The following is a 19,696-nucleotide window of genomic DNA, read 5'->3' on the forward strand; positions in this document are numbered from 1 at the left end:
AAGCTCGAAGAGCTCGAGGCCCGGGTGGCCGCGCACGCCGACGACCTCCACGTCGGCCAGGACGTCGGCGCCTCCAACGCCGGCAACTGGCTCGCCCACCAGACCAAGGCGACCCGTCCCGCCGCGCACGCCACGGTCCGGCTGGGACGGTCGCTCGAGGCGCATCCGCTCGTCCGGGACGCGCTCGCCGCCGGACAGGTGCTCGCCGAGCAGGCGCGGGTGATCATCCGCTGGGTCGACAAGCTCCCCGACACCCTCGGCGCCGCCGTCCTCGAGAAGGCCGAGCGGCACCTCCTCGACCAGTCCCGTGACCACGACGCGCGGAACCTGAACCACCTCGGCCGCCACCTCTACCAGGTCGTCGCCCCCGACGAGGCGGACGCGCACGAGGCCCGGCTGCTCGCCGAAGAGGAGGCCGCCGCGGCCCAGGCCTGCGAGCTCACCCTCCGCGACGACGACCAGGGCCGGAACCACGGCTCCTTCACCGTCCCTCGCTACCACGGCTCCGCGCTGCGGAAGGCGCTGATGGCGATCATGGCGCCGAAGCACCAGGCCGCCACCCGAGGCGCCGGCGTCGAACGCAAGCCGACGCCGCAGGCGCTGGGGCAGGCGTTCTGCGAGTACATCGCCCGCTACCCGGTCAAGCGGCTCCCGCACACCGGCGGCGTCAACGCCACCCTCCTCGTGCTCATCGACGAAGACTCCCTGATGGGACGGCTGGAGAAGGCCGGCGTACTCGACACCGGCGACAAGATCAGCCCCGGCCTCGCCCGGCGGCTAGCGTGTGAGGCCGGGATCATCCCCGTCGTCCTCGGCGGCGACTCCGTCCCCCTCGACCTCGGCCGCAAGCGTCGTACGTTCACCGACCACCAACGCCTCGCGATGTTCGTGCAGTACCGCGGCTGCGCCGAAGAGGCGTGCGACCGCACGACCGGCCTCCACGCCCACCACACCACCCCATGGGCCCACGGCGGCAACACCGACCTGAAGGACGGCAAGCCCTACTGCGCCTACCACCACGGCCTCGCCCACCACCCCGACTACGCCACCGCCCACCTCCCCGACGGCCGGGTCAGGTTCCACAGACGAACGTGACAGGACACCCGCCAACCCCAGGAGCGGGCTGCGATCGCCAGTCACATGCTCGGGATGACGCGTCCCGGCAGATCCGGCGGACAGGCCGCGATCTGGCGCCACGCTGTCCCGCCTGCGGCTTGAGTCTGGGTGCCCGGCGTGTTACGCCGGCGCAGACTCAGTCGGTGGGCATCTGGAGGTCCACTCGGGACCAGGTCCTCCCGGCGTCGTGGCTGACATTGACGTAGTCGAACGTGTCTGGGGTGAGGATGATGTCGCCGCCGAGGACGTACAGGCCCCATGCAGCTTCCCCGAAGGGGGCAGGCCGGAACTCGAGGTGCCGGTTCGTGGTGTCGGTGCCGACCATCAAGCCGACCGTCAAGCTGTGCCTGTCCTTCGTCGTGACCAAGATTCCAGAAGGGAGGATGTACTGCCAGCCTCGCCCGAAGCGGTGCATGGAGAGGACTTCGCTTGTTGTTCGGTCGATCGTGGACCACCAGGACTTGAGCCCGCGGCTGGTCTGGATGATAAGGCGGTCGGCGGCCACCATGCATTCACCCCCGTAGAACCTCCTGCGCTTCGCCGGGATTTCGGCGAAGGAGACCCATTTCCACGTCAACCCGTTGTCGATGGAGGTGGGGATGCGGGTCCGGGCTGCAAGCGGTCCGAACGCCCGACTAGCGCAAGCACCACCATTCGCATCGGCGACGATGCCGGCCGCGCTGCGGCGCCACCAGGTCGGCAACGTCCGCCTGAACAGTCGGTCCTGGCTGGGCCGGTAGGCGGTGTCCCGTCCGCCCTCGATCGGGAGCAGCACGTCGGCCACCGTCGCGGGACGCTTCCCGGCGTGCGCGCGGAGCTCGTGGGCGACCTCGCGGACCTGGCCGTCAAGGCTGATCGTTATCCAGTGGCGGTAGTAACCGACTCTGCTCGTGACTGAGGCGTAACCGATGAAACCCTCGGGAGTTGCGGCGTAGAGCCTGAGCATTGGCTTGAGGCCCAGTAGCGGCGTGAGCGGTTTCCAGTCCTGGTCGTAGATGCGGAATGCCGACCACAAGGTCGAATCGACGCGGTACGCGATGATGGTCGCTCCACTGGTGGTCCGAAGGACGCTCTCGATGCTCGCCAGCGTGCGAGTTCCTGACATCTCGCGGGTGGCCAACGGGCCGTTGCCCTGGTTCGAGGTGACTCGATTCTCGGCCAGGACTGCGACGCTGGGGTTGGCTGGGCCCTCGTCTTCGCCGCAGGCGGTCAGCAAAGTCGCGCTCAACAGCAAGCTGACCGATACCAACTTCGTCCGCAGCGTTGTCCGCACGGCCACCTCCTGGCCGTTCCGTGCGGTTCAAGCGTCCTCCGCCTGGTCGACTGGCGTCCATGGCCCTGCCGGGCCATCCGCCGTCGATGGAGGTTCAAGTGGTTCGGTGCGGGAGAGCAGGCAGCGATGAACTCGGTGAATGGCGCCGAGATCGGCGGGATGAATGCCAGGTCTCCGTCGGCGCGACCAACAGCGATGTCGAGCCGCGACGCCTCGTCGGCGCGAACTCCGCTCCGCTCGGCGCGACACGGGTGCGCTGCTCTACGACGGCACCGACTCGTGCACCGTGATGCAGGACATCGAGGCAACGAGTTCTGGTTTACCTGAGACCTCCGGGCAGCCGAACGCCGCCCACCTCGGATCGGAGTGAGAGACCTCATCCGGGTCAGGTGAACGGCGCCGACGGCTCTCTTCCCGCCTGCAGCAGACGGTCCCCGAGCCGCCGGTCAGGCTACCGGTCGCTGGACGTCCACGCGAGCAGTTCGCACCGACGACGGGGCACTCCCGGCCGGCTACGCGCAGTCGAGGCAGTGGTCCTGCGACCCTGCGGCCAGCTGCGACCGATGCCGGACGAGGAAGCAGCCCATGCAGGTGAACTCGTCGGACTGCTGGGGCACGACCTCGACCTCGAGCTCGACCCCCGAGAGGTCGGCGCCGGGCAGCGTGATCGCCTCGTCCGGATTCGGCTCGTCGTCGACCTTGTCACCGCTGCCGGCGACCTTGGCGCGGGCCTCCTCGAGCGTTTCGTCCTTCTCCTGCTCCTCGGGCTTCACCCGCGGTGCGTCGTAATCCGTTCCGGCCATGCTCGCCTCCCCGATCCAAGCGGTCCATGCTCAAGCCGGCCTGTGACGGCCGAGACGTAGAGGATGCACCACCACCCCAAACGGGGGCGGATCGACACGACGAGTGGGACGGAAAGGCTGCTACTGGTCGCGTGGCCCCGGGGTGGCGGCGTCGACCCGCTCGAGCATCTCGGCGAGGTGTCCGCGCAGGTGCTCCCGGTGCTCGGACGCGATCTGCTCGAGCCGGGCGACCTCCTCGGCGTGACGCTCGCGGAGCGCGGTCGTCTGCTCCCGAACCCGGTACGCCTCGACGCGTGCGTCGTTCGTCGCCTGCGCGGCCTGCTCCCGCGCTTCGGTCACCAGGCGATCAGCCTCCACGCGGGCCGCCCGCACGAGCCGCGCGGACTCCTCGCGTGCGCCCGCCACGATCGCGGCGGCCTCGGTCCTGGCCTCCGAACGCCACTCGTCCGTCTCGCGGGCCACCATCTCCAGCAGGCGAGCCGCCGCCGGTGAGCTGTCCGAGCTCTCCCCGGGGCCACTCGGCGTCTCGCCGTTCTCGGCGCTCGTGCTGGAGTACGGATCGACGTACCTGTCTGCGTTCATGCTCGTGACCTTCTCCCGAGGTGGCCTGGTGCGCCGCTCCCCGTGCGGCGATCTGCGATCCCACCAGACTGCCTTGTCGGCGGGGCTTCCCGACAATCGGGGGATGCCCGACGGTGCCTGGCGCCGGAGAATCGTCGGCATGCCGGTCCGCGTGCACCACATCGTCATCGACGCCCATGACCTGGACCGCCTCGCCGAGTTCTGGAGTGCGGCACTTGGATGGAAGGTGCTGTCGGCACGGGAGCGGGAGGTTGTCGTCGGGCCAGGCCTCGACGCACCGGTCGGGCTCTGCTTCATGCCTGCCGGAGGGACGAAGAAGGTGGTCAAGAACCGCGTCCACCTCGATCTCACCACCACCGCCGAGGACCGGGACGCCGAGATCGAGCGACTGCTCGGCCTCGGGGCGCACCGGGTCGACATCGGCCAGACGGGAGAGGAGTCGTGGGACGTGCTCGCCGATCCCGAGGGGAACGAGTTCTGCGTGGTTCGACCGAAGACCACCCTGGTGGCCTGACGCCACCACGATGTTCACCTGCGAGCCGTCGGCCGGTCGGCCGGCGTTGGTTCCGGTCCGGGCCGGCGCCCAGTTGACTCCAGTCGACCACCCGGACGACAGGAGCAGCCCATGTCCCCCACTCGACGTTCCGTGCTCGCGGGCAGTGCCGCAGGCGTCGGCATCGCTGTGGCAGGTTCCGTCCCCTCGCTGGCCCAGGCCGCACCGGGACACGGCCGCCACCCGGCCCACGGCTCCCGGGAGCCCGTGCCGCCGTTGGTGGACGACCCTGCGGGCATCCTCGCGCTCCCGGCCGGCTTCGGCTACGCGATCGTCACGCGGACCGGCGTGACCAGGCTCGACGCCGGCCAGGGACTCACCCCGGCCGACCACGACGGCATGGCGGTGTTCGCGGCCGGCCGCGGCCGCTACACGCTGATCCAGAACCACGAGATCGACCCGGGCGCCGAGTTCGGCGTACCGCACGTCGAGGGCACCGTCTACGACCCCGGCGCCACCGACGCGGGCGGGTGCACGGTCATCACCACGGACGCCCGGGGCCGCAACCTCGGTGAGTTCGTGGCGCTCTCGGGCACCGCGGCGAACTGTGCCGGAGGCCCGACCCCGTGGGGTACCTGGCTGACCTGCGAGGAGACCGAGGACCGCGCCGGGGACGAGTGGGAGGGCGACGCGGGCACCGGCGTCTTCCAGAAGGACCACGGCTACGTCTTCGAGGTCTGGGCCGACGGCGGCGCGGACCCCCGGCCGATCAAGTGCCTGGGCCGGTACGCCCACGAGGCGCTCGCGATCGACAGGGACCGCACCCACGTCTACCTGTCGGAGGACGCCGACGGCCCCAACGGCCTCTTCTACCGCTGGACCGCGCCCCGGGGCGTGCGACTCGGCCCGGGCGTGCTCACCGGGCTCGCGCCCGACGCCGGCACCCTGGCCGCGATGCAGATCCTCATGGACGACGGCTCGGTGCTTCCCGACGTCGCCTACCTGACCTCGGCCCAGCTCGGTCGCCCGTTCCCGGTCCGCTGGATCGACGTGCCCGACCGGGACGCGCAGACCACCACCGTGCGCGAGCAGCTCGACGACACCCAGGTCACCCGCGGCCGCAAGTTCGAGGGCGTCTGGGGCACCGACGCCGGCGTCTACGTCGTCAACTCCTATGCCTGGGAGGACGGCGACCTGCCTGCCGACGCGGTGCCGCACGACGGCATGGTCTGGTTCTACGACTACCGTGCCGAGACCATCCAGCTGGTGACGTACTTCCCGCACCAGGCCACCACCGAGGACGGCTCCGCCGCCCGGTACGACGACATCACGTTCGACGGACCCGACAACGTCACGGTCACGCCGTGGGGCAGCCTCGTGCTCGCGGAGGACGGCGAGGGCGCCTCGCACGTCCTCGGCTCGTTCCCCGGAGGACCGACGTACGCCATCGCCCGCAACCAGCTCAACGACTCGGAGTTCTGCGGTCCGGTGTTCAGCGCCGACGGCAAGGTGCTGTTCGTCAACATGCAGGACCCCGGGCTCACCCTCGCGATCACCGGCCCGTGGGAGCGGTACCTGGGCTGAGCCGATCAGCCACCCTCGGCGAGCTTCATCGCCTCGACGGCGATGGCCGGCGGGGCGTGGAAGTCGAAGGCGCGGAAGAGCACGGCGTGGGGGACGCCCATCCGGCGTCCGTTGAGCGCGGTGATGCCGGTGATCATCAGCCGCGGGGGCGGGTGTCCCGGGATGCCGGCGAGGTACTGGCCGTGTGCCTCGAGGGAGGCGATCCCCTGCTCGAGCGCGGGACCGGTGACGTCGACGCCGTGCGTGGGCCTGTCGTCGCCGGCGACCAGCAGCCACCGCGGGGACCACGGCTCCAGGCCCTCGTCGAGGAGCTCGGGGAAGACCCACCGGTTGCCGGCGTCGCGTACGGCGTCCACGGCGGCGAGCCCGGCGACGCGGTGGTCGGCCTGATTGAGGCCGGCGACGAACTCGACGTTCCACGAGCCGACCACTACGGCGTCCGGCCGGTGGCTCCGGATCGTCCGGGCGATGTCGCGGCGCATCTCCAGCGAGTAGACCAGCACCCCGTCGGGGTAGTCGAGGAAGTCCACCTGCGACACCCCGACGATGGCCGACGCCGCGACCTGCTCCTTCACACGCAGGGCGGCCGTGTCCTCGGGGCGGCTCGCGTCCATGCCCGCCTCGCCGCGCGTCAGCAGCAGGTAGGCGACGTCCACACCCTGGCTCGTCCACGCCGCGACCGCCGACGAGGTGCCGTACTCGACGTCGTCCGGATGGGCCACCACACACAGGACCCGCTCGAAGGCGTCGGCGGGAAGGGGCGGCAGCACCTCGCTCATCTGGCGAGGCTAGACGCGCCCCGGAGGGAGCGACAGTCCCACGTTGGGGACGACCTAGTCCGGCAGCAGACCCGTGTCGTCGATCGCCGACCAGATCTCGTCGCTCTTGGCGATGGTGATCTCGCCGGTGAGGTGGTCGACGTTGCGCCAGACCACGATGTCGTCGAGCACCGGGAGACAGACCGGCGCGCCGGGACAGACGATCGGGTTCACGTCGATCGTCGCGACGTCGTCGCGCGTCGTGGCCGCGGTGTCGTAGAAGCTGTCGACGGTCGGCCGGTCGATGGGCGGCACGACCGCGCAGTCGCCGAGCGTCTGGGCCCGAGCGAGGCAGTCGAGCGGGTCGGGCCCCTCGCTGTCGAAGCCGCCGGTGCCCATCACGCTGCGGATGATCACCAGCGGGGCCCCGGTGTCGCTGACGAGGTCGGCGGTCCGCTCCGTGGCGTCGAGCTGCAGCCGGGCGAGGTCGCCGGTGTTCCCGTCGCGGTCGACGATGTGCTCCTGCCAGCGGTCGGCACTGCGGGCCAGCGACGTGGCGATCACCAGGTCGGGCTCCATCTGCGGGAGCGTCTCCCGGTAGAAGTCGTCGCGCGCCTCGTGGCACTGGTCCTGGTTGAGCCCCGACGCCCACGCGTTGTAGAGGCCGTCCTGCCAGGGGCACGAGGACACGATGTCGACGTACAGCTGGAAGTCGTGCTCCTCCGCGAGCCTCTGGAACGCCGGCGCGATCATGCGCGCCTGGCTGTCGCCGACGAGCACGACGGTCATGCCGTCACCGCGCTCCAGCAGGCAGTCCTCGACGGCGTCGGGCGTGCACCACTGGTCGTCCGGGCCGCGGTCCTCGGAGACGGCCTCGAAGTCGACGTCGGGCACGGGGTCGCCGAGCGCCTTCGAGACGGACTCCGGCACGACGGCGCCGCTGGAGGACTCCGCGGCGACGGCGGGCGCGCGGTCGCTCTCGAGCACCGGCGGCACGATCACGAACGCCGCGACCGCCGAGAGCGTCAGGCCGCCGAGCACCGTCGGCCAGCGGTACGGCGCGAGCCGGGTCGACCGGCGGATCGGACGCTCGAAGACGGCGGACGACAGCGCGGCGAGGCCGGTCCCGACGCCGGCCGAGAGGAGCGCGAGCTCCCACGCGTCGATGTCGAAGAGCTGGTCGAGCACCAGGATGACGGGCCAGTGCCACAGGTAGGTGCTGTAGGAGATCCGGCCGAGGTAGGCCATCGTCTCCCGGCCGAGCAGCCACCCGACCGGCGACTTCGGTACGGCGTACACGCCGGCGATCGCGGCGACCGCCGCGACCGTCGCCAGGATGCCGCGCAGGCTGATCGACATGTCGATCAGCCCGCTCGCCAGCACCATCAGCGCGACGACGCCGAGCCCGCCGATCAGTCCACCGCGCGCCGGGGTCCACCAGGGCGGGGTGCCGGCGTCGCGGTTGCGGCCGAAGTCCCGGAAGGCGACGGCGAGCGCGGCTCCCGCGAAGAGCTGGTACAGCCGGGTGTCGGTGCCGTAGTAGGCGCGGTTGACGTCGATCTGCGCGTAGACGATCTGGGCGACGAGCGAGATGGCTCCGAGCGTGAGGAGCAGGCCGAAGAAGAATCGGCCGCGGTGCTTGCCGCTCTTCGCCAGCAGCGCGACCAGCAGCGGGAAGACGACGTAGAACTGCTCCTCGATCGACAGCGACCAGAAGTGCAGGAAGGGGCTGCGCTCGGTGTCGGTCGCGAAGTAGTCGTTGGCGGCGGCGATGAAGTGCCAGTTGGAGACGTAGAGGAGCGCCGACTGTGCGTCCTGGACGAGCGGCAGCCTCTCGGGCAGCGAGGCGGTCAGCAGGAACAGCAGGCTGGTCAGCAGGACCACGACGACCGCGGCGGGCAGCAGCCGCTTGACGCGGCGTGCGTAGAAGCCGCTGAGGCTGAGGTGCCCGACGGCGTCGATCTCGGCGAGCATCACGTTCAGGACGAGGAATCCCGAGAGCACGAAGAACAGGTCGACACCGATGAAGCCGCCGGACGCCCAGCTGCCGCCACAGTGGTAGAGGAGGACCAGGTACACCGCGACCGTGCGCAGGCCGTCGATCTCGGGTCGGTATCTCCAAATCATGGCTGCGCCACGCTATCGGGGTGGCGTGAGCGCCGACGATTCGTCGGGTGTTGCGTGGCTCAGGTCACGCCGACCATGCGCAGCGCCAGCACCCGGTAGTGCGCGGCCACCTGGTCGGGGCTCCAGCGCCCCTCGTCGCGGAACCACCGGGCGACATCGACGCCGAGGGAGAGGATGGCGAGCGCGGTCATGTGCGGGTCGGGCGTGCTGAAGACGCCGCCGGCGACGCCGCGGTCGATGACGTCGCGGACCTCGAGGTCGATCTCGTGGCGGATCCCGACGATCTCGGCCAAGTGCTCCTCGCTGAGCGCCGCGAGCTCGTAGTTGATGACGCGCGCGCCCGTGTGCACGACGGCGTGGTCGCGCACGAAGTCCTCGACCAGGTCACCGAGCTGCTGCACCGGCTCGTCTGAGCGGGCGACCGAGTCGCGCACCATCGCGAGCACTCGCTCGTGGCCGACCCGCGCGAGCTCGTGGAGCAGCTCCTCCTTGGAGCGGTGGTGCACGTAGAGCGCGGCCGGGCTCATGCCGGCGGCCGTCGAGATGTCGCGGGTGGTGGTGCCGTGGAAGCCGCGCGCGCCGAACGCCTCGACGGCCGCCCGCGCCAGCCTGGTCCGGGCGTCGGGGCCGTCCGGGACGGGCTGTGCGGGGGTGGACGCGCTCACGACGAGCATGGTAAGCAAGCGCTTAGTCAGGCACAAGCAGGCACGAGATGGAGGCAGCGCGTGGACGGACTCGCCGGCAAGGTCGCGATCGTGACCGGAGCCAGCCGCGGCATCGGGCTGGGCATCGCCCAACGGCTCGTCGACGAGGGCGCGAAGGTGTGCGTCACCGCGCGCAAGCCGGAGGCGCTCGAGGAGGCGGTCGCCGCGCTCGGCGGCGCCGACCACGCGATCGCCGTCCCGGGCAAGGCCGACGACCCGGAGCACCGCGCCGACGCCGTAGGCCGCACGATCGAGGCGTTCGGGAGCCTGGACCTCCTCGTCAACAACGCCGGCATCAACCCGGTGCTGTCGAGCCTGGTTGACCTCGACCTCGGCGCCGCACGCAAGATCGTCGAGGTCAACGCGCTCGGTGCGCTCGCGTGGGTGCAGGAGGCGCACCGCGCGTGGATGGGCGAGCACGGCGGCGCGGTCGTCAACATCTCCTCCGTGTCCGGCGTGAAGCCGGCGCCGGGCATCGCGATGTACGGCGCGTCCAAGGCGATGCTGATCAGCCTCACCGAGTCGCTGGCCGTCGAGCTCGGCCCGAAGGTGCGCGTCAACGCGGTCGCTCCGGCGATCGTGAAGACGGCGTTCGCGACGCCGCTCTTCGAGGGCCGCGAGGACGAGGTCGCCGACCTCTACCCGCTCAAGCGGCTCGGCGTCGTCGAGGACGTCGCCGGCGCGGTGGCCTACCTGCTGTCCGACGACGCGGCGTGGGTGACCGGGCAGACGATCACCCTCGACGGCGGCGTCACGCTGTCCGGCGGCCACTGATGGCCGCAGAGCTGAGCGGCCGCGGCGTCGTCGTGACCGGCGCCGGGCGCGGCATCGGCCGAGCGCTCGCCGTACGCATGGCCGCCGAGGGCGCCCGGGTCGTCGTCAACGACCTCGACGCCGACAACGCCCGCGCGGTCGCCGAGGAGGTCGGCGGCACGGCGGTGCCGGGTGACGTCTCCTCCGCGTCGGGCGTGCGCGACGTCGTCGACGAGGCGACCGCGGCGCTCGGCCGGGTCGACGTCTTCTTCGCCAACGCCGGCATCGACGGCGCGGGCGGCGTCGACAGCCTGCAGACCCCCGACGACGTGTGGGCGCGGGTGATGGACGTCAACGTGATGGCCCACGTGCGCGCGGCGCGCGAGCTGGTGCCGCGGTGGCTCGACGACGGGCAGGGCGGCCGCTTCGTCGTCACCGCGTCGGCGGCCGGGCTGCTGACGATGATCGGCAGCGCGCCGTACTCCGTCACCAAGCACGCCGCGGTCGGCTTCGCCGAGTGGCTCTCGGTCACGTACGGCGCCCGCGGCATCGACGTGCACGCGATCTGCCCCCAGGGCGTGCGGACCAGGATGCTCGAGGACGCCGGGCCGCTCCAGGAGCTGCTGTCGCGCGACAGCGCGCTCGAGCCCGAGGCGGTCGCCGACGCGACCGTCGCCGCGATCACGGAGGGGCGGTTCCTCGTTCTCCCCCACCCCGAGGTCGCGGGCTACTACGCCACCCGCGCGACCGACACCGACCGCTGGCTCGCCGGCATGCGCAAGCTGCAACAGAAGGTCGACGAAGCAGGAGGGCTCGGATGAGCGACATCCCCGGACTCGACCTCGACGCGTTCCGGCGCTGGTACGACGAGCAGCGGCCCGGCGACATCGACGGCGAGCTGAGCGCGAGCCTGATCGCGGGCGGCCGCTCCAACCTCACCTACGAGGTCACCGACGGCTCGTCGTGGTGGATCGTGCGCCGGCCGCCGCTCGGCCACGTCCAGGCCACCGCCCACGACATGGGCCGCGAGTTCACCGCGATGAGCGCGCTGCAGTCGACCGACGTGCCCGTGCCCGTCACCTACGCCCACTGCGCCGACCCCGAGGTGCTCGGTGCGCCGTTCTACGTGATGGAGCGCGTCGCCGGCACGGCGTACCGCCGAGCGGGTCAGCTGGAGGCGCTCGGACCCGAGCGCACCGCCGCGATCGCCGACCGACTCATGGAGGTGCTCGGCGCGCTGCACCGGGTCGACCCGGCCGTGGTAGGGCTGGCGGAGCTGGGCCGGCCCGACGGGTTCCTCGAGCGGCAGGTGCGGCGCTGGGGCAAGCAGCTGGAGGGTTCGAAGACGCGCGACCACCCGGACGCCGACGAGCTGCACCGCCGGCTCGCGGCGCGGGTGCCGACCGACTCCGACACGCGCTACTCCGGGATCGTGCACGGCGACTACCGCCTCGACAACGTGCTCACCGGCTCCGACGACCGGATCAAGGCCGTCGTCGACTGGGAGATGGCCACGCTCGGCGACACCCGCACCGACGTGGCCCTGATGCTCGTCTACGACCAGCTCGCGTCGCTGCCGTCGGCCGGGTTGGTCTCCGACGCCACGTCGGCGCCGGGCTGGCCGGACACGCAGACCCAGCTGACGTCGTACGCCGCCGCCGTCGGGCACGACGACCTGGGCGACATGGGGTTCCACCTCGGGCTCGCCTACTTCAAGCTCGCGGTGATCCTCGAGGGGATCAACTACCGCTTCCTGCAGGGCCAGACGGTCGGCGAGGGATTCGACCAGATCGGCGCCGCCTTCGACCCGCTGATCGCCGCAGGGCTCGACGCCCTCGGCCGCAACCACTAGCAGAGGACTGCCATGCACTTCGCGCACGACGAGCGCACCCAGGAGCTGATCGACCGGCTCGAGACCTTCATGGCCGACCGGATCGTGCCGTCCGGGCCGACCTTCCACCAGCAGCTCGGCGAGCTCGACGACCGCTGGGCGTGGAGCGAGGCGCCCGTGCTCAAGGAGCTCCAGGCCGAGGCCCGCGAGCGCGAGCTCTGGAACCTCTTCCTGCCCAGGGAGCACGCCGACTCCCCCGGGCTCTCCAACCTCGAGTACGCGCCGCTCGCCGAGATCACCGGCCGCGCCGGCCACCTCGCGCCGGCGGTGCTCAACTGCGCGGCGCCCGACACCGGCAACATGGAGGTGCTGTCGCTCTTCGGCACGCCCGAGCAGAAGGAGCGCTGGCTGCAGCCGCTGCTGCGGGGCGAGATCCGCTCGTCCTTCGCGATGACCGAGCCCGACGTGGCCTCCTCCGACGCCACCAACATCGCGACCCGCATCGAGCGCGACGGCGACGAGTACGTCCTCAACGGCCGCAAGTGGTGGATCACCGGCGCGATGAACCCGCACGCCGAGATCCTGATCGTGATGGGCAAGACCGACCCGTCGGCGTCGCGGCACCGCCAGCAGAGCATGATCCTCGTCCCGCGGGACGCCCCCGGGCTCGAGGTCGTGCGCGGCATGGAGGTCTTCGGGTACGACGACCACGAGCACGGCGGCCACGCGGAGCTGCGGTTCACCGACGTGCGGGTGCCCGCGACCAACCTGATCGGCGAGGAGGGGGCCGGCTTCGCGATCGCGCAGGCCCGGCTCGGCCCCGGCCGGATCCACCACTGTATGCGGTCGATCGGCGTCGCCGAGGCGGCCATCGACCTGATGTGCAAGCGCGCGACCGACCGCGTCGCCTTCGGCCGGCCGATCGCCCAGCAGGGCGTCGTCCGCGACTGGATCGCCGAGTCGCGGGTGCGCCTCGAGCAGCTCCGCCTGCTGGTGCTCAAGACCGCCTGGTTGATGGACACCGTCGGCAACCGGGGCGCCCACACCGAGATCCAGGCGATCAAGATCGCGACACCCCAGACCGTGCAGTGGATCCTCGACAAGGCGATCCAGGTGCACGGCGCCGGCGGCCTGTCGCAGGACTTCCCGCTGGCCTCGGCGTACGCCGGCATCCGCACGCTGCGGTTCGCCGACGGCCCCGACGAGGTGCACAAGAACTCGCTGGCCAAGGCGGAGATCGCCCGGCACACCACGGAGGCCTGAGTTGGACGAGTCGGACCTGAGGGAGCACGTCGAGCGGCTCCTCGCCGAGCACCCGCCGGCGTCGACGGAGCGCATGGACTTCCTGCGCGCGCGCTTCGACGCCGGCCTCGCGTGGGTGCACTTCCCCGAGGGGCTGGGCGGGCTCGGGCTCCCGCGCACCCTGCAGACCGTCGTGGAGAAGGCGCTCTACAAAGCGGGCGCGCCCGACAACGACCCGCGCAAGATCGGCATCGGCCTCGGCATGGCCGCGCCCACGATCCTGGCCTTCGGCACCGACGAGCAGAAGCAGGGCTACCTGAAGAAGCTCTGGTGCGGCGAGGAGGTCTGGTGCCAGCTCTTCTCCGAGCCCGGCGCCGGCTCCGACCTCGCCGGGCTGGCGACCCGAGCCGTGCTCGACGGCGACACCTGGATCGTCAACGGCCAGAAGGTGTGGACCTCCTCCGCACACCTCGCCGACCGCGCGATCATGCTGGCCCGCACCGACCCCGACCAGCCCAAGCACGCCGGCCTGTCCTACTTCATCGTCGACATGCACGACCCCGGCGTCGAGGTGCGGCCGCTGCGCCAGATCACCGGCGAGGCCGAGTTCAACGAGGTCTTCCTGACCGACGTGCGGATCCCCGACTCCGACCGGCTCGGCGAGGTCGGTGAGGGCTGGAAGGTCGCCAACGCGACGCTCTCCAACGAGCGGGTGGCGATCGGCGGCGGCGCCTTCCCACGCGAGTTCGGCATGGTCATGAACGTCGCGAAGGCCTGGCGCGAGCGCCCCGACCTGCGCACGCCGGAGACCCACGAGCGCCTGCTGCGCGGCTGGATCGACACCGAGGTCGCGCGCATCACCGCCACCCGGCTGCGGCAGAAGCTGGCGGCCGGCGTACCCGGGCCCGAGGGCTCGGCCATGAAGCTGTCCTTCGCCCGGATCAACCAGGAGCTGTCGGCGCTCGACGTGGACCTGCGCGGCGACGACGGGCTGCGCTACGAGAGCTGGGAGATGCGGCGCCCGACGCACGTCGACTTCTTCGGCCGCGACGCCGGCTACCGCTACCTGCGCGCCAAGGGCAACTCGATCGAGGGCGGCACCTCGGAGGTGCTGCGCAACGTCGTCGCCGAGCGGATCCTCGGCCTGCCCACCGAGCACCGCGTCGACAAGGACGTGCCGTGGAAGGACCTCCCCCGATGACCACGCTCTCCCCGACTTCTGGGCCGGCCGACGTCGACCTCCTGCCCGACGACGTCGAGACCGACCTGCGCACGTCGGTGCGCAAGGTGCTCGAGAAGCACGCGCCGACCGACCGCGTCAACGCGCTCTACGACGGCACCGACGAGGTGACCCGTCCGCTGTGGTCGGCGTTCGTCGAGCTCGGCCTGCCGGGCCTGCTGGTGCCGGAGTCGCTCGGTGGCGCCGGCGCTTCGGCCCGCGAGGCCGCGGCCGTGCTCGAGGAGCTCGGCCGGGCCGCCGCGCCCTCGCCGTACCTGACCTCGAGCGTCGTCGCCACGACCGTGCTGCTGGCTCTCGGCGACACCGAGATCCTGCCCCTCCTCGCCTCCGGCGAGCAGACGGCCGCGCTGATGGTGCGGCCAACGGCCCGACAGCACGGGGCGGCCGCGCTCACCACGGTCGGCCTGCCCGCCGACGTGCTCCTGCTCCCCGAGGGCGACGCGCTGTACGCCGTGCGTGGCGCGACGTTCACGCCGGTGCCCTCGCTCGACATGACGCGGCCGCTCGCCGAGGTCGACCTCGACGGCGCGGAGCGGACGCTCGTCGCCGAGGACGCGGCTGACGCGATCGCCGCCGGTCTCCGGATGGGCGCAGGGTTGCTCGCCAGCGAGCAGGTCGGCGTCGCCCGGTGGGCGCTGGAGACGACCATCGCCTACCTGAAGGAGCGGCGTCAGTTCGGCCGCGTCGTCGGGGGCTTCCAGGCCCTCAAGCACCGGCTCGCCGACCTCTACGCCGAGGTCGAGCAGGCCGACGCGGCGGCGCGGTACGCCGCGGCCACGCTCGCGCTCGACGACCACGACGCCCCGGTGGCGGTCGCCGTCGCTGCGTCGTACTGCGGCGAGGCCGCGGTGCACGCCGCCGAGGAGGCGATCCAGCTGCACGGCGGGCTCGGCATGACCTGGGAGCACCCCGCGCACCTGCACCTCAAGCGCGCCAAGGCCGACGCCCTCCTGCTCGGCTCGCCCGAGGCGCACCGCGCCGCCCTCGGCGTACTCGTCGACCTGCCCGGACCGGAGGCCTGACATGGATCTGACCCTCACCGAGGAGCAACAGGCGTTCCGCGACCTGGCGCGCGACTTCCTCGACCGCGAGGCCGTGCCGCACCGCACCCAGTGGGACCGCGACGAGCAGGTGGACCTCGCGATCATCCCGAAGATGGCCGAGCTCGGCTTCTTCGGGCTCACCATCCCCGAGGAGTACGGCGGGCTCGGCGGCGACTACCTGACCTACGTGCTCGGCATGGAGGAGCTGGGGCGCGCCGACTCCGCGCTGCGCGGGATCGTGTCGGTGTCCAACGGGCTCTTCGGCAAGTCGGTGCTGGGCTTCGGCACCGAGGAGCAGAAGCAGGAGTGGCTGCCGCAGATCGCCAGCGGGGCGGCGCTCGGCTGCTTCGGCCTCACCGAGCCCGACACCGGCTCCGACGCCGGCAACCTCACCTCGCGGGCCCGCCGCGACGGCGACGACTACGTGCTCAACGGCCAGAAGCTCTTCATCACCAACGGCACCTGGGCCAAGGTCGCGCTGGTCTTCGCGCGCACCAGCGACCCCGAGACCCAGCCAGGCCCGCGCGGCGTCTCGGCGTTCCTGGTGCCGACGGACACGCCGGGCTTCGAGGCCCGCGAGATCAAGGGCAAGCTCGGGCTGCGCGGCCAGGCCACCGCGGAGCTCTTCCTCTCCGACGTCCGGGTGCCCGCCTCGGCGCTGCTGGGCGAGGAGGGGCAGGGCTTCAAGATCGCGATGACGACGCTCGACAAGGGCCGGGTCTCGGTGGCGGCCGGGTGCGTCGGGATCGTCCAGGGCTGCCTCGAGGAGTCCGTCGCCTACGCCACGAGCCGCACGCAGTTCGGCAGGCCGCTCGCGGGCTTCCAGCTCGTGCAGGAGCTGATCTCGGACATGTCGGTCGACGCCGACGCGGCGCGGCTGCTGGTGTGGCGGTGCGCGGACCTGATCGAGCGCGGCGAGCCGTTCGGCGTCGCTGCCTCGAAGGCCAAGCTCTACGCGTCCGAGGCCGCCGTACGTGCCGCGAACAACGCGATCCAGGTCTACGGCGGCGCCGGGTACGTCGACGAGTACCCCGCGCAGAAGTACCTCCGCGACGCCCGTGTGATGACCCTCTACGAGGGCACCAGCCAGATCCAGAAGCTGCTCATCGGCCGCGCCGAGACCGGCGTCAACGCCTTCGTCTGACAGGAGAACCCATGCCGCTCGACCCGTCCCTCGCCACGCTGCTCGAGTTCCTGGCGTCCGCCGGCACACCGCCGATGTCGCAGCAGACGCCGGAGCAGGCCCGCGCGGGGTTCCGCACCCTCACGGTCGACATGCGCGACCCCGCGTCGCTGCCGGCCGTCGAGTCGGTCGAGGAGATCACCGTCCCCGGTGGTGACGGGCCGCGGCCCGCCCGCGTCTACCGGCCCGCGGCCGCCGGGCCGCTGCCGACGATCGTGATGTTCCACGGCGGCGGGTTCGTGATCGGCGACCTCGACACCCACGACCTGACCGCCCGCACCCTCGCCAACGACGCCGAGGCCGTGGTGGTCTCCGTCGACTACCGCCTCGCCCCGGAGGACCCGTGGCCGGCCGGCGTCGAGGACGCGATCGCCGCCACGCGCTGGGCCGCCTCCGCCCTGGCCGACCTCGGCGGCGACGCCCGTCTCGCCGTGGCCGGCGACAGCGCCGGCGGCAACCTCGCCGCCGTCACCGCCCAGGCGATGCGCGACGAGGGCATCGATCTCGCAGGCCAGCTGCTGGTCTACCCCGTCACCGACGGAGCGACGCCGTACCCCTCGCACGAGGAGAACGGCGCCGGCTACTTCCTCGACATCGACGCGATGGTGTGGTTCGACCAGCAGTACGTCGGCCACCTCCCCGACGTCGACCACGACGACCCCCGCATCTCCCCGATGCACGGCTCGCTGACCGGCCTGGCACCGGCCGTCGTGGTCGTCGCCGAGTTCGACCCGCTCCGCGACGACGGCCTCGCGTACGCCGAGGCCCTGTCGGCTGCCGGCGTGCCCGTCGAGGTCCGCACCTATCCCGGCCTCATCCACGGGTTCGTCGACATGGGCCGCCACTCCCCCGCCGCGCAGGCTGCCATCGAGGAGACGGTCGGGCTCTTCCGCAAGGTGCTGCACGGCTGACGACGACGGGCCCGGCACCTGGGGGGTGCCGGGCCGCCACCACGCGGCTTCTCGGGGGATCTGCCGCGCAGGTCGAGGCAGGTCAGGTGCTCCGCCCACCTCCCAGACCGGGCGGGCCGCCGATCAGCTCGAGGCCGTGACCGGAGGCCGTGATCAGGTCCGGCATCGAGAACGTCCCACCGGCCGTGGGCAGGATGGGCCGCCAGGCCGGCTCCTTGCGCATGTACGACGACGGGTCGCGCGCGAGGATCCCGAGGAAGACCTCGGCGACGATGCGACCGCCGACGGGGCCGAGATGACGACCGTTCGCCCGCACCTGCGCCTCGCGGAGGACGTAGTACCAGAGCGGAGCCGGGCCGCCACCGGGCAGCTTGAGCTCGGCCCTCGTGAGCGGAGTCTCTCCCATCGCCCGGGCGACGTCCTGGCCGGACGGGAGCGCCAGCCGCGCACCGCGGGTGAGGTTGCGGTCGATCAGTGACGGCCGGTCGCCGCCGATCTCGGTCGGCAGGTTCGCCAGCGGGTTGGCCAGCTTCGTGTCGATCAGCCTTGTCTGCTGGAGCACTGCGGCGTCCGCGCCGGGCATCTCGAAGAAGCGTCGCCACTCGATCGTCCAGAACGGCGGGAGGATGCGGAACCCCCCGAACTGCCGGAGCAGGTTGGCCGGGTCGGACGACGATCCGGGCAGGAACGTCGAGAGGCCCTGCACCAGCGTGTTCAGCGAGTAGCGGCCACGGATCTGGGAGTGGCCGAACCGGTACGCCGCCACGGCGAACTCGACGGGCATGTACGGCGTACCCGACTTCGGGTCGTAGTGCCGCAGCCGCACCCGGGGCACGTGCCCGGACTCGTCGAGCACCGAGTCGAACATGTCCTGGCCGACCGTGCGGCGCAGGAAGTCGTGGACCGCGACCCACTGGTAGTGCCACCGGACGATGCGCTGGGCGGTCTCGAACGTGCTCTCGCTGCCGCGCTGCAGATCGGGCTCCGCGCGCACCTTCTCGACCATCTTGTTGTGGAACTTGAGCATCGTGAGCTGCAGCTGGCTGACGAAGGTGTTCTCGTCGTTGCGGGGGTCTCCGATCAGCGCGGTGTCCTGCGTGTTCCGCGGGAGGTCGTGCTCGTTGTCGTGCTCCCCGATCAGCAACATGTCCTCGAAGCCGTCCCGCTTGTCGTACATGTAGGCGTCGTCGGACGGGCCGCGGCCGTAGATGCAGTCGAGGTCGAAGCGTGGCGACCTGAAGTTCGTCAACGCGTCCGGGTCGTTCTGACGGGTCAGGCTCGACACGGGGTCGAAGGTCAGGTCGTGGTCGATGAACTGGCCGAAGTAGGTGTAGCCGGCGGGGATGTCGGGGTTGTTGAGCGCGGGGTCGCCGCCGGCGGCGTCCTCCGTCATGACCGCGGCGATCTCCGCGATCCGCTCCCGGCTGGGCACGAACGGCGGCAGCCGGAACATCCGGCCGAACCTGCCCTCGAACTGCTGGGAGACCGGCAGGTACGCCAGGCCACGCTGCTCGTACCCGTGCCCGCGGGCCCGGCGGTGCGGCGTACCGAAGCCGCGTGACGACGCGGCCTGGTTCACCAGCTGCTCGGTCGGGCGTCCGTCGACGAGCCCGGCCGCCGCGGTCTTGGTGGTCTTTCGCCTGGTCGGCTTCTTCTTCGCGGCCGTCTTCACGGCAGCGGTGGACTTCGTGGGAGCCATGCGTGCTCCTCCAGAGTTGTGTGGTGGCGTGGTTCGACAACCCCGGCGACGAGGGAAACGTCCCGGGACAAGGCGCGCCGCGCCGGCGCGTCGTCAGGTCTCCCCGTGCGGACGACGCGGCCTCCCGAGCCCTGCGTACGTCCAGACCTCGCCCACTCTTCCGGCGCTTTACCGGCCCCGGCAATAGCCCGATGTAGTCAGAGCCCCATCCCTAATCTGTTCGACCGTCCCCATGCCTACTCGCGGATAGTCCGTCACGTTCCGGCCGCCTCCCGGGCAGATCGGCGACCATTTCGTGACGGACTATCCCGGGCTGGTGGCGGCCGTCGCCCGACAGTGACATCGTCGTGACAT

Annotated in this window: 18 protein-coding genes; 11 read left to right on the forward strand and 7 right to left on the reverse strand. The window is 71.5% G+C overall.

Annotated elements, in window-relative coordinates:
* Window positions 1–1,095, forward strand: a 1,095-nt coding sequence (locus tag ACFQQI_RS10375; protein ID WP_378561955.1) for a DUF222 domain-containing protein, incomplete at its 5' end; no start/stop codon positions are given.
* 157 nt (window positions 1,096–1,252) lie between these two features.
* Here ACFQQI_RS10375 and ACFQQI_RS10380 read toward each other — a convergent pair.
* The 3 genes from ACFQQI_RS10380 to ACFQQI_RS10390 form a co-directional block, all read right to left on the reverse strand.
* Complete coding sequence (locus ACFQQI_RS10380) at window positions 1,253–2,389, reverse strand: hypothetical protein (RefSeq protein WP_378561958.1); 1,137 nt, start codon at window positions 2,387–2,389, stop codon at window positions 1,253–1,255.
* Between the two features lie 512 nt (window positions 2,390–2,901).
* A complete protein-coding gene (locus tag ACFQQI_RS10385; protein WP_378561961.1) occupies window positions 2,902–3,192 on the reverse strand; it encodes a DUF4193 family protein in 291 nt (96 codons plus the stop codon).
* A gap of 120 nt (window positions 3,193–3,312) precedes the next feature.
* Window positions 3,313–3,774 carry a hypothetical protein gene (locus ACFQQI_RS10390; RefSeq protein ID WP_378561964.1) on the reverse strand — a complete coding sequence of 154 codons (462 nt, stop codon included), beginning with the start codon at window positions 3,772–3,774 and terminating at the stop codon, window positions 3,313–3,315.
* Here ACFQQI_RS10390 and ACFQQI_RS10395 point away from each other — a divergent pair.
* Both ACFQQI_RS10395 and ACFQQI_RS10400 read left to right on the forward strand, forming a co-directional pair.
* Window positions 3,773–4,288, forward strand: a complete 516-nt coding sequence (locus ACFQQI_RS10395) for a VOC family protein (RefSeq protein WP_378561967.1) — start codon at window positions 3,773–3,775, stop codon at window positions 4,286–4,288. The genes ACFQQI_RS10390 and ACFQQI_RS10395 overlap by 2 nt on opposite strands.
* Window positions 4,289–4,399: 111 nt before the next feature.
* The gene (locus tag ACFQQI_RS10400; protein ID WP_378561970.1) at window positions 4,400–5,851 is read left to right on the forward strand and encodes an alkaline phosphatase PhoX; all 1,452 of its coding nucleotides are present in this window, start codon (window positions 4,400–4,402) and stop codon (window positions 5,849–5,851) included.
* Between the two features lie 5 nt (window positions 5,852–5,856).
* Here ACFQQI_RS10400 and ACFQQI_RS10405 read toward each other — a convergent pair whose 3' ends face one another.
* From ACFQQI_RS10405 to ACFQQI_RS10415, 3 genes are read right to left on the reverse strand one after another with little or no spacing between them, the layout of a single operon-like run.
* Window positions 5,857–6,630, reverse strand: coding sequence for a PIG-L deacetylase family protein (locus ACFQQI_RS10405; RefSeq protein ID WP_378561973.1), 774 nt, complete (start codon window positions 6,628–6,630; stop codon window positions 5,857–5,859).
* Window positions 6,631–6,684: 54 nt separating this feature from the next.
* Window positions 6,685–8,736, reverse strand: a complete 2,052-nt coding sequence (locus tag ACFQQI_RS10410) for an acyltransferase family protein (protein WP_378561976.1) — start codon at window positions 8,734–8,736, stop codon at window positions 6,685–6,687.
* A 59-nt stretch (window positions 8,737–8,795) separates the two neighbouring features.
* Entirely contained in the window at window positions 8,796–9,410 is a 615-nt protein-coding gene (locus tag ACFQQI_RS10415; protein ID WP_378562311.1) for a TetR/AcrR family transcriptional regulator, read from the reverse strand.
* 51 nt (window positions 9,411–9,461) lie between these two features.
* Here ACFQQI_RS10415 and ACFQQI_RS10420 point away from each other — a divergent pair, with 51 nt between their 5' ends.
* The 8 genes from ACFQQI_RS10420 to ACFQQI_RS10455 are packed head-to-tail and all read left to right on the forward strand — an operon-like array spanning window position 9,462 to window position 17,643.
* On the forward strand, window positions 9,462–10,214 hold the full coding sequence (locus ACFQQI_RS10420) for an SDR family oxidoreductase (RefSeq protein ID WP_378561979.1): 753 nt from the start codon (window positions 9,462–9,464) through the stop codon (window positions 10,212–10,214).
* Complete coding sequence (locus ACFQQI_RS10425; protein ID WP_378561982.1) at window positions 10,214–11,014, forward strand: SDR family oxidoreductase; 801 nt, start codon at window positions 10,214–10,216, stop codon at window positions 11,012–11,014. The genes ACFQQI_RS10420 and ACFQQI_RS10425 overlap by 1 nt, the downstream gene beginning before the upstream one ends.
* Window positions 11,011–12,045 (forward strand): phosphotransferase family protein, encoded by a 1,035-nt coding sequence (locus tag ACFQQI_RS10430; RefSeq protein ID WP_378561985.1) that lies wholly within the window; start codon window positions 11,011–11,013, stop codon window positions 12,043–12,045. The genes ACFQQI_RS10425 and ACFQQI_RS10430 overlap by 4 nt, the downstream gene beginning before the upstream one ends.
* A 12-nt stretch (window positions 12,046–12,057) precedes the next feature.
* A complete protein-coding gene (locus ACFQQI_RS10435) occupies window positions 12,058–13,287 on the forward strand; it encodes an acyl-CoA dehydrogenase family protein (RefSeq protein WP_378561988.1) in 1,230 nt (409 codons plus the stop codon).
* 1 nt (window position 13,288) lies between these two features.
* On the forward strand, window positions 13,289–14,467 hold the full coding sequence (locus ACFQQI_RS10440; RefSeq protein ID WP_378561991.1) for an acyl-CoA dehydrogenase family protein: 1,179 nt from the start codon (window positions 13,289–13,291) through the stop codon (window positions 14,465–14,467).
* Window positions 14,464–15,528, forward strand: a complete 1,065-nt coding sequence (locus ACFQQI_RS10445; RefSeq protein WP_378561994.1) for an acyl-CoA dehydrogenase family protein — start codon at window positions 14,464–14,466, stop codon at window positions 15,526–15,528. The genes ACFQQI_RS10440 and ACFQQI_RS10445 overlap by 4 nt, the downstream gene beginning before the upstream one ends.
* A gap of 1 nt (window position 15,529) precedes the next feature.
* Window positions 15,530–16,693 carry an acyl-CoA dehydrogenase family protein gene (locus tag ACFQQI_RS10450; RefSeq protein ID WP_378561999.1) on the forward strand — a complete coding sequence of 388 codons (1,164 nt, stop codon included), beginning with the start codon at window positions 15,530–15,532 and terminating at the stop codon, window positions 16,691–16,693.
* Window positions 16,694–16,704: 11 nt separating this feature from the next.
* Entirely contained in the window at window positions 16,705–17,643 is a 939-nt protein-coding gene (locus ACFQQI_RS10455) for an alpha/beta hydrolase (protein ID WP_378562004.1), read from the forward strand.
* Window positions 17,644–17,725: 82 nt separating this feature from the next.
* On the opposite strand, the gene ACFQQI_RS10460 is transcribed toward ACFQQI_RS10455, so the two are convergent.
* Window positions 17,726–19,342, reverse strand: a complete 1,617-nt coding sequence (locus ACFQQI_RS10460) for a heme peroxidase family protein (protein WP_378562007.1) — start codon at window positions 19,340–19,342, stop codon at window positions 17,726–17,728.
* Window positions 19,343–19,696: the final 354 nt, after the last annotated feature.

Origin of the sequence: Nocardioides sp. GCM10030259 (assembly GCF_042666375.1) — a bacterium.
Lineage (GTDB): Bacteria > Actinomycetota > Actinomycetes > Propionibacteriales > Nocardioidaceae > Nocardioides.

Coding starts and splice junctions, on each gene's coding strand:
- ACFQQI_RS10445 (WP_378561994.1), top strand. CDS start 14,464: ATGACCACGCTCTCCCCGACTTCTGGGCCGGCCGACGTCGACCTCCTG.
- ACFQQI_RS10400 (WP_378561970.1), top strand. CDS start 4,400: ATGTCCCCCACTCGACGTTCCGTGCTCGCGGGCAGTGCCGCAGGCGTC.
- ACFQQI_RS10455 (WP_378562004.1), top strand. CDS start 16,705: ATGCCGCTCGACCCGTCCCTCGCCACGCTGCTCGAGTTCCTGGCGTCC.
- ACFQQI_RS10450 (WP_378561999.1), top strand. CDS start 15,530: ATGGATCTGACCCTCACCGAGGAGCAACAGGCGTTCCGCGACCTGGCG.
- ACFQQI_RS10460 (WP_378562007.1), bottom strand. CDS start 19,342: ATGGCTCCCACGAAGTCCACCGCTGCCGTGAAGACGGCCGCGAAGAAG.
- ACFQQI_RS10390 (WP_378561964.1), bottom strand. CDS start 3,774: ATGAACGCAGACAGGTACGTCGATCCGTACTCCAGCACGAGCGCCGAG.
- ACFQQI_RS10430 (WP_378561985.1), top strand. CDS start 11,011: ATGAGCGACATCCCCGGACTCGACCTCGACGCGTTCCGGCGCTGGTAC.
- ACFQQI_RS10385 (WP_378561961.1), bottom strand. CDS start 3,192: ATGGCCGGAACGGATTACGACGCACCGCGGGTGAAGCCCGAGGAGCAG.
- ACFQQI_RS10410 (WP_378561976.1), bottom strand. CDS start 8,736: ATGATTTGGAGATACCGACCCGAGATCGACGGCCTGCGCACGGTCGCG.
- ACFQQI_RS10435 (WP_378561988.1), top strand. CDS start 12,058: ATGCACTTCGCGCACGACGAGCGCACCCAGGAGCTGATCGACCGGCTC.
- ACFQQI_RS10415 (WP_378562311.1), bottom strand. CDS start 9,410: ATGCTCGTCGTGAGCGCGTCCACCCCCGCACAGCCCGTCCCGGACGGC.
- ACFQQI_RS10405 (WP_378561973.1), bottom strand. CDS start 6,630: ATGAGCGAGGTGCTGCCGCCCCTTCCCGCCGACGCCTTCGAGCGGGTC.
- ACFQQI_RS10395 (WP_378561967.1), top strand. CDS start 3,773: ATGCTCGTGACCTTCTCCCGAGGTGGCCTGGTGCGCCGCTCCCCGTGC.
- ACFQQI_RS10425 (WP_378561982.1), top strand. CDS start 10,214: ATGGCCGCAGAGCTGAGCGGCCGCGGCGTCGTCGTGACCGGCGCCGGG.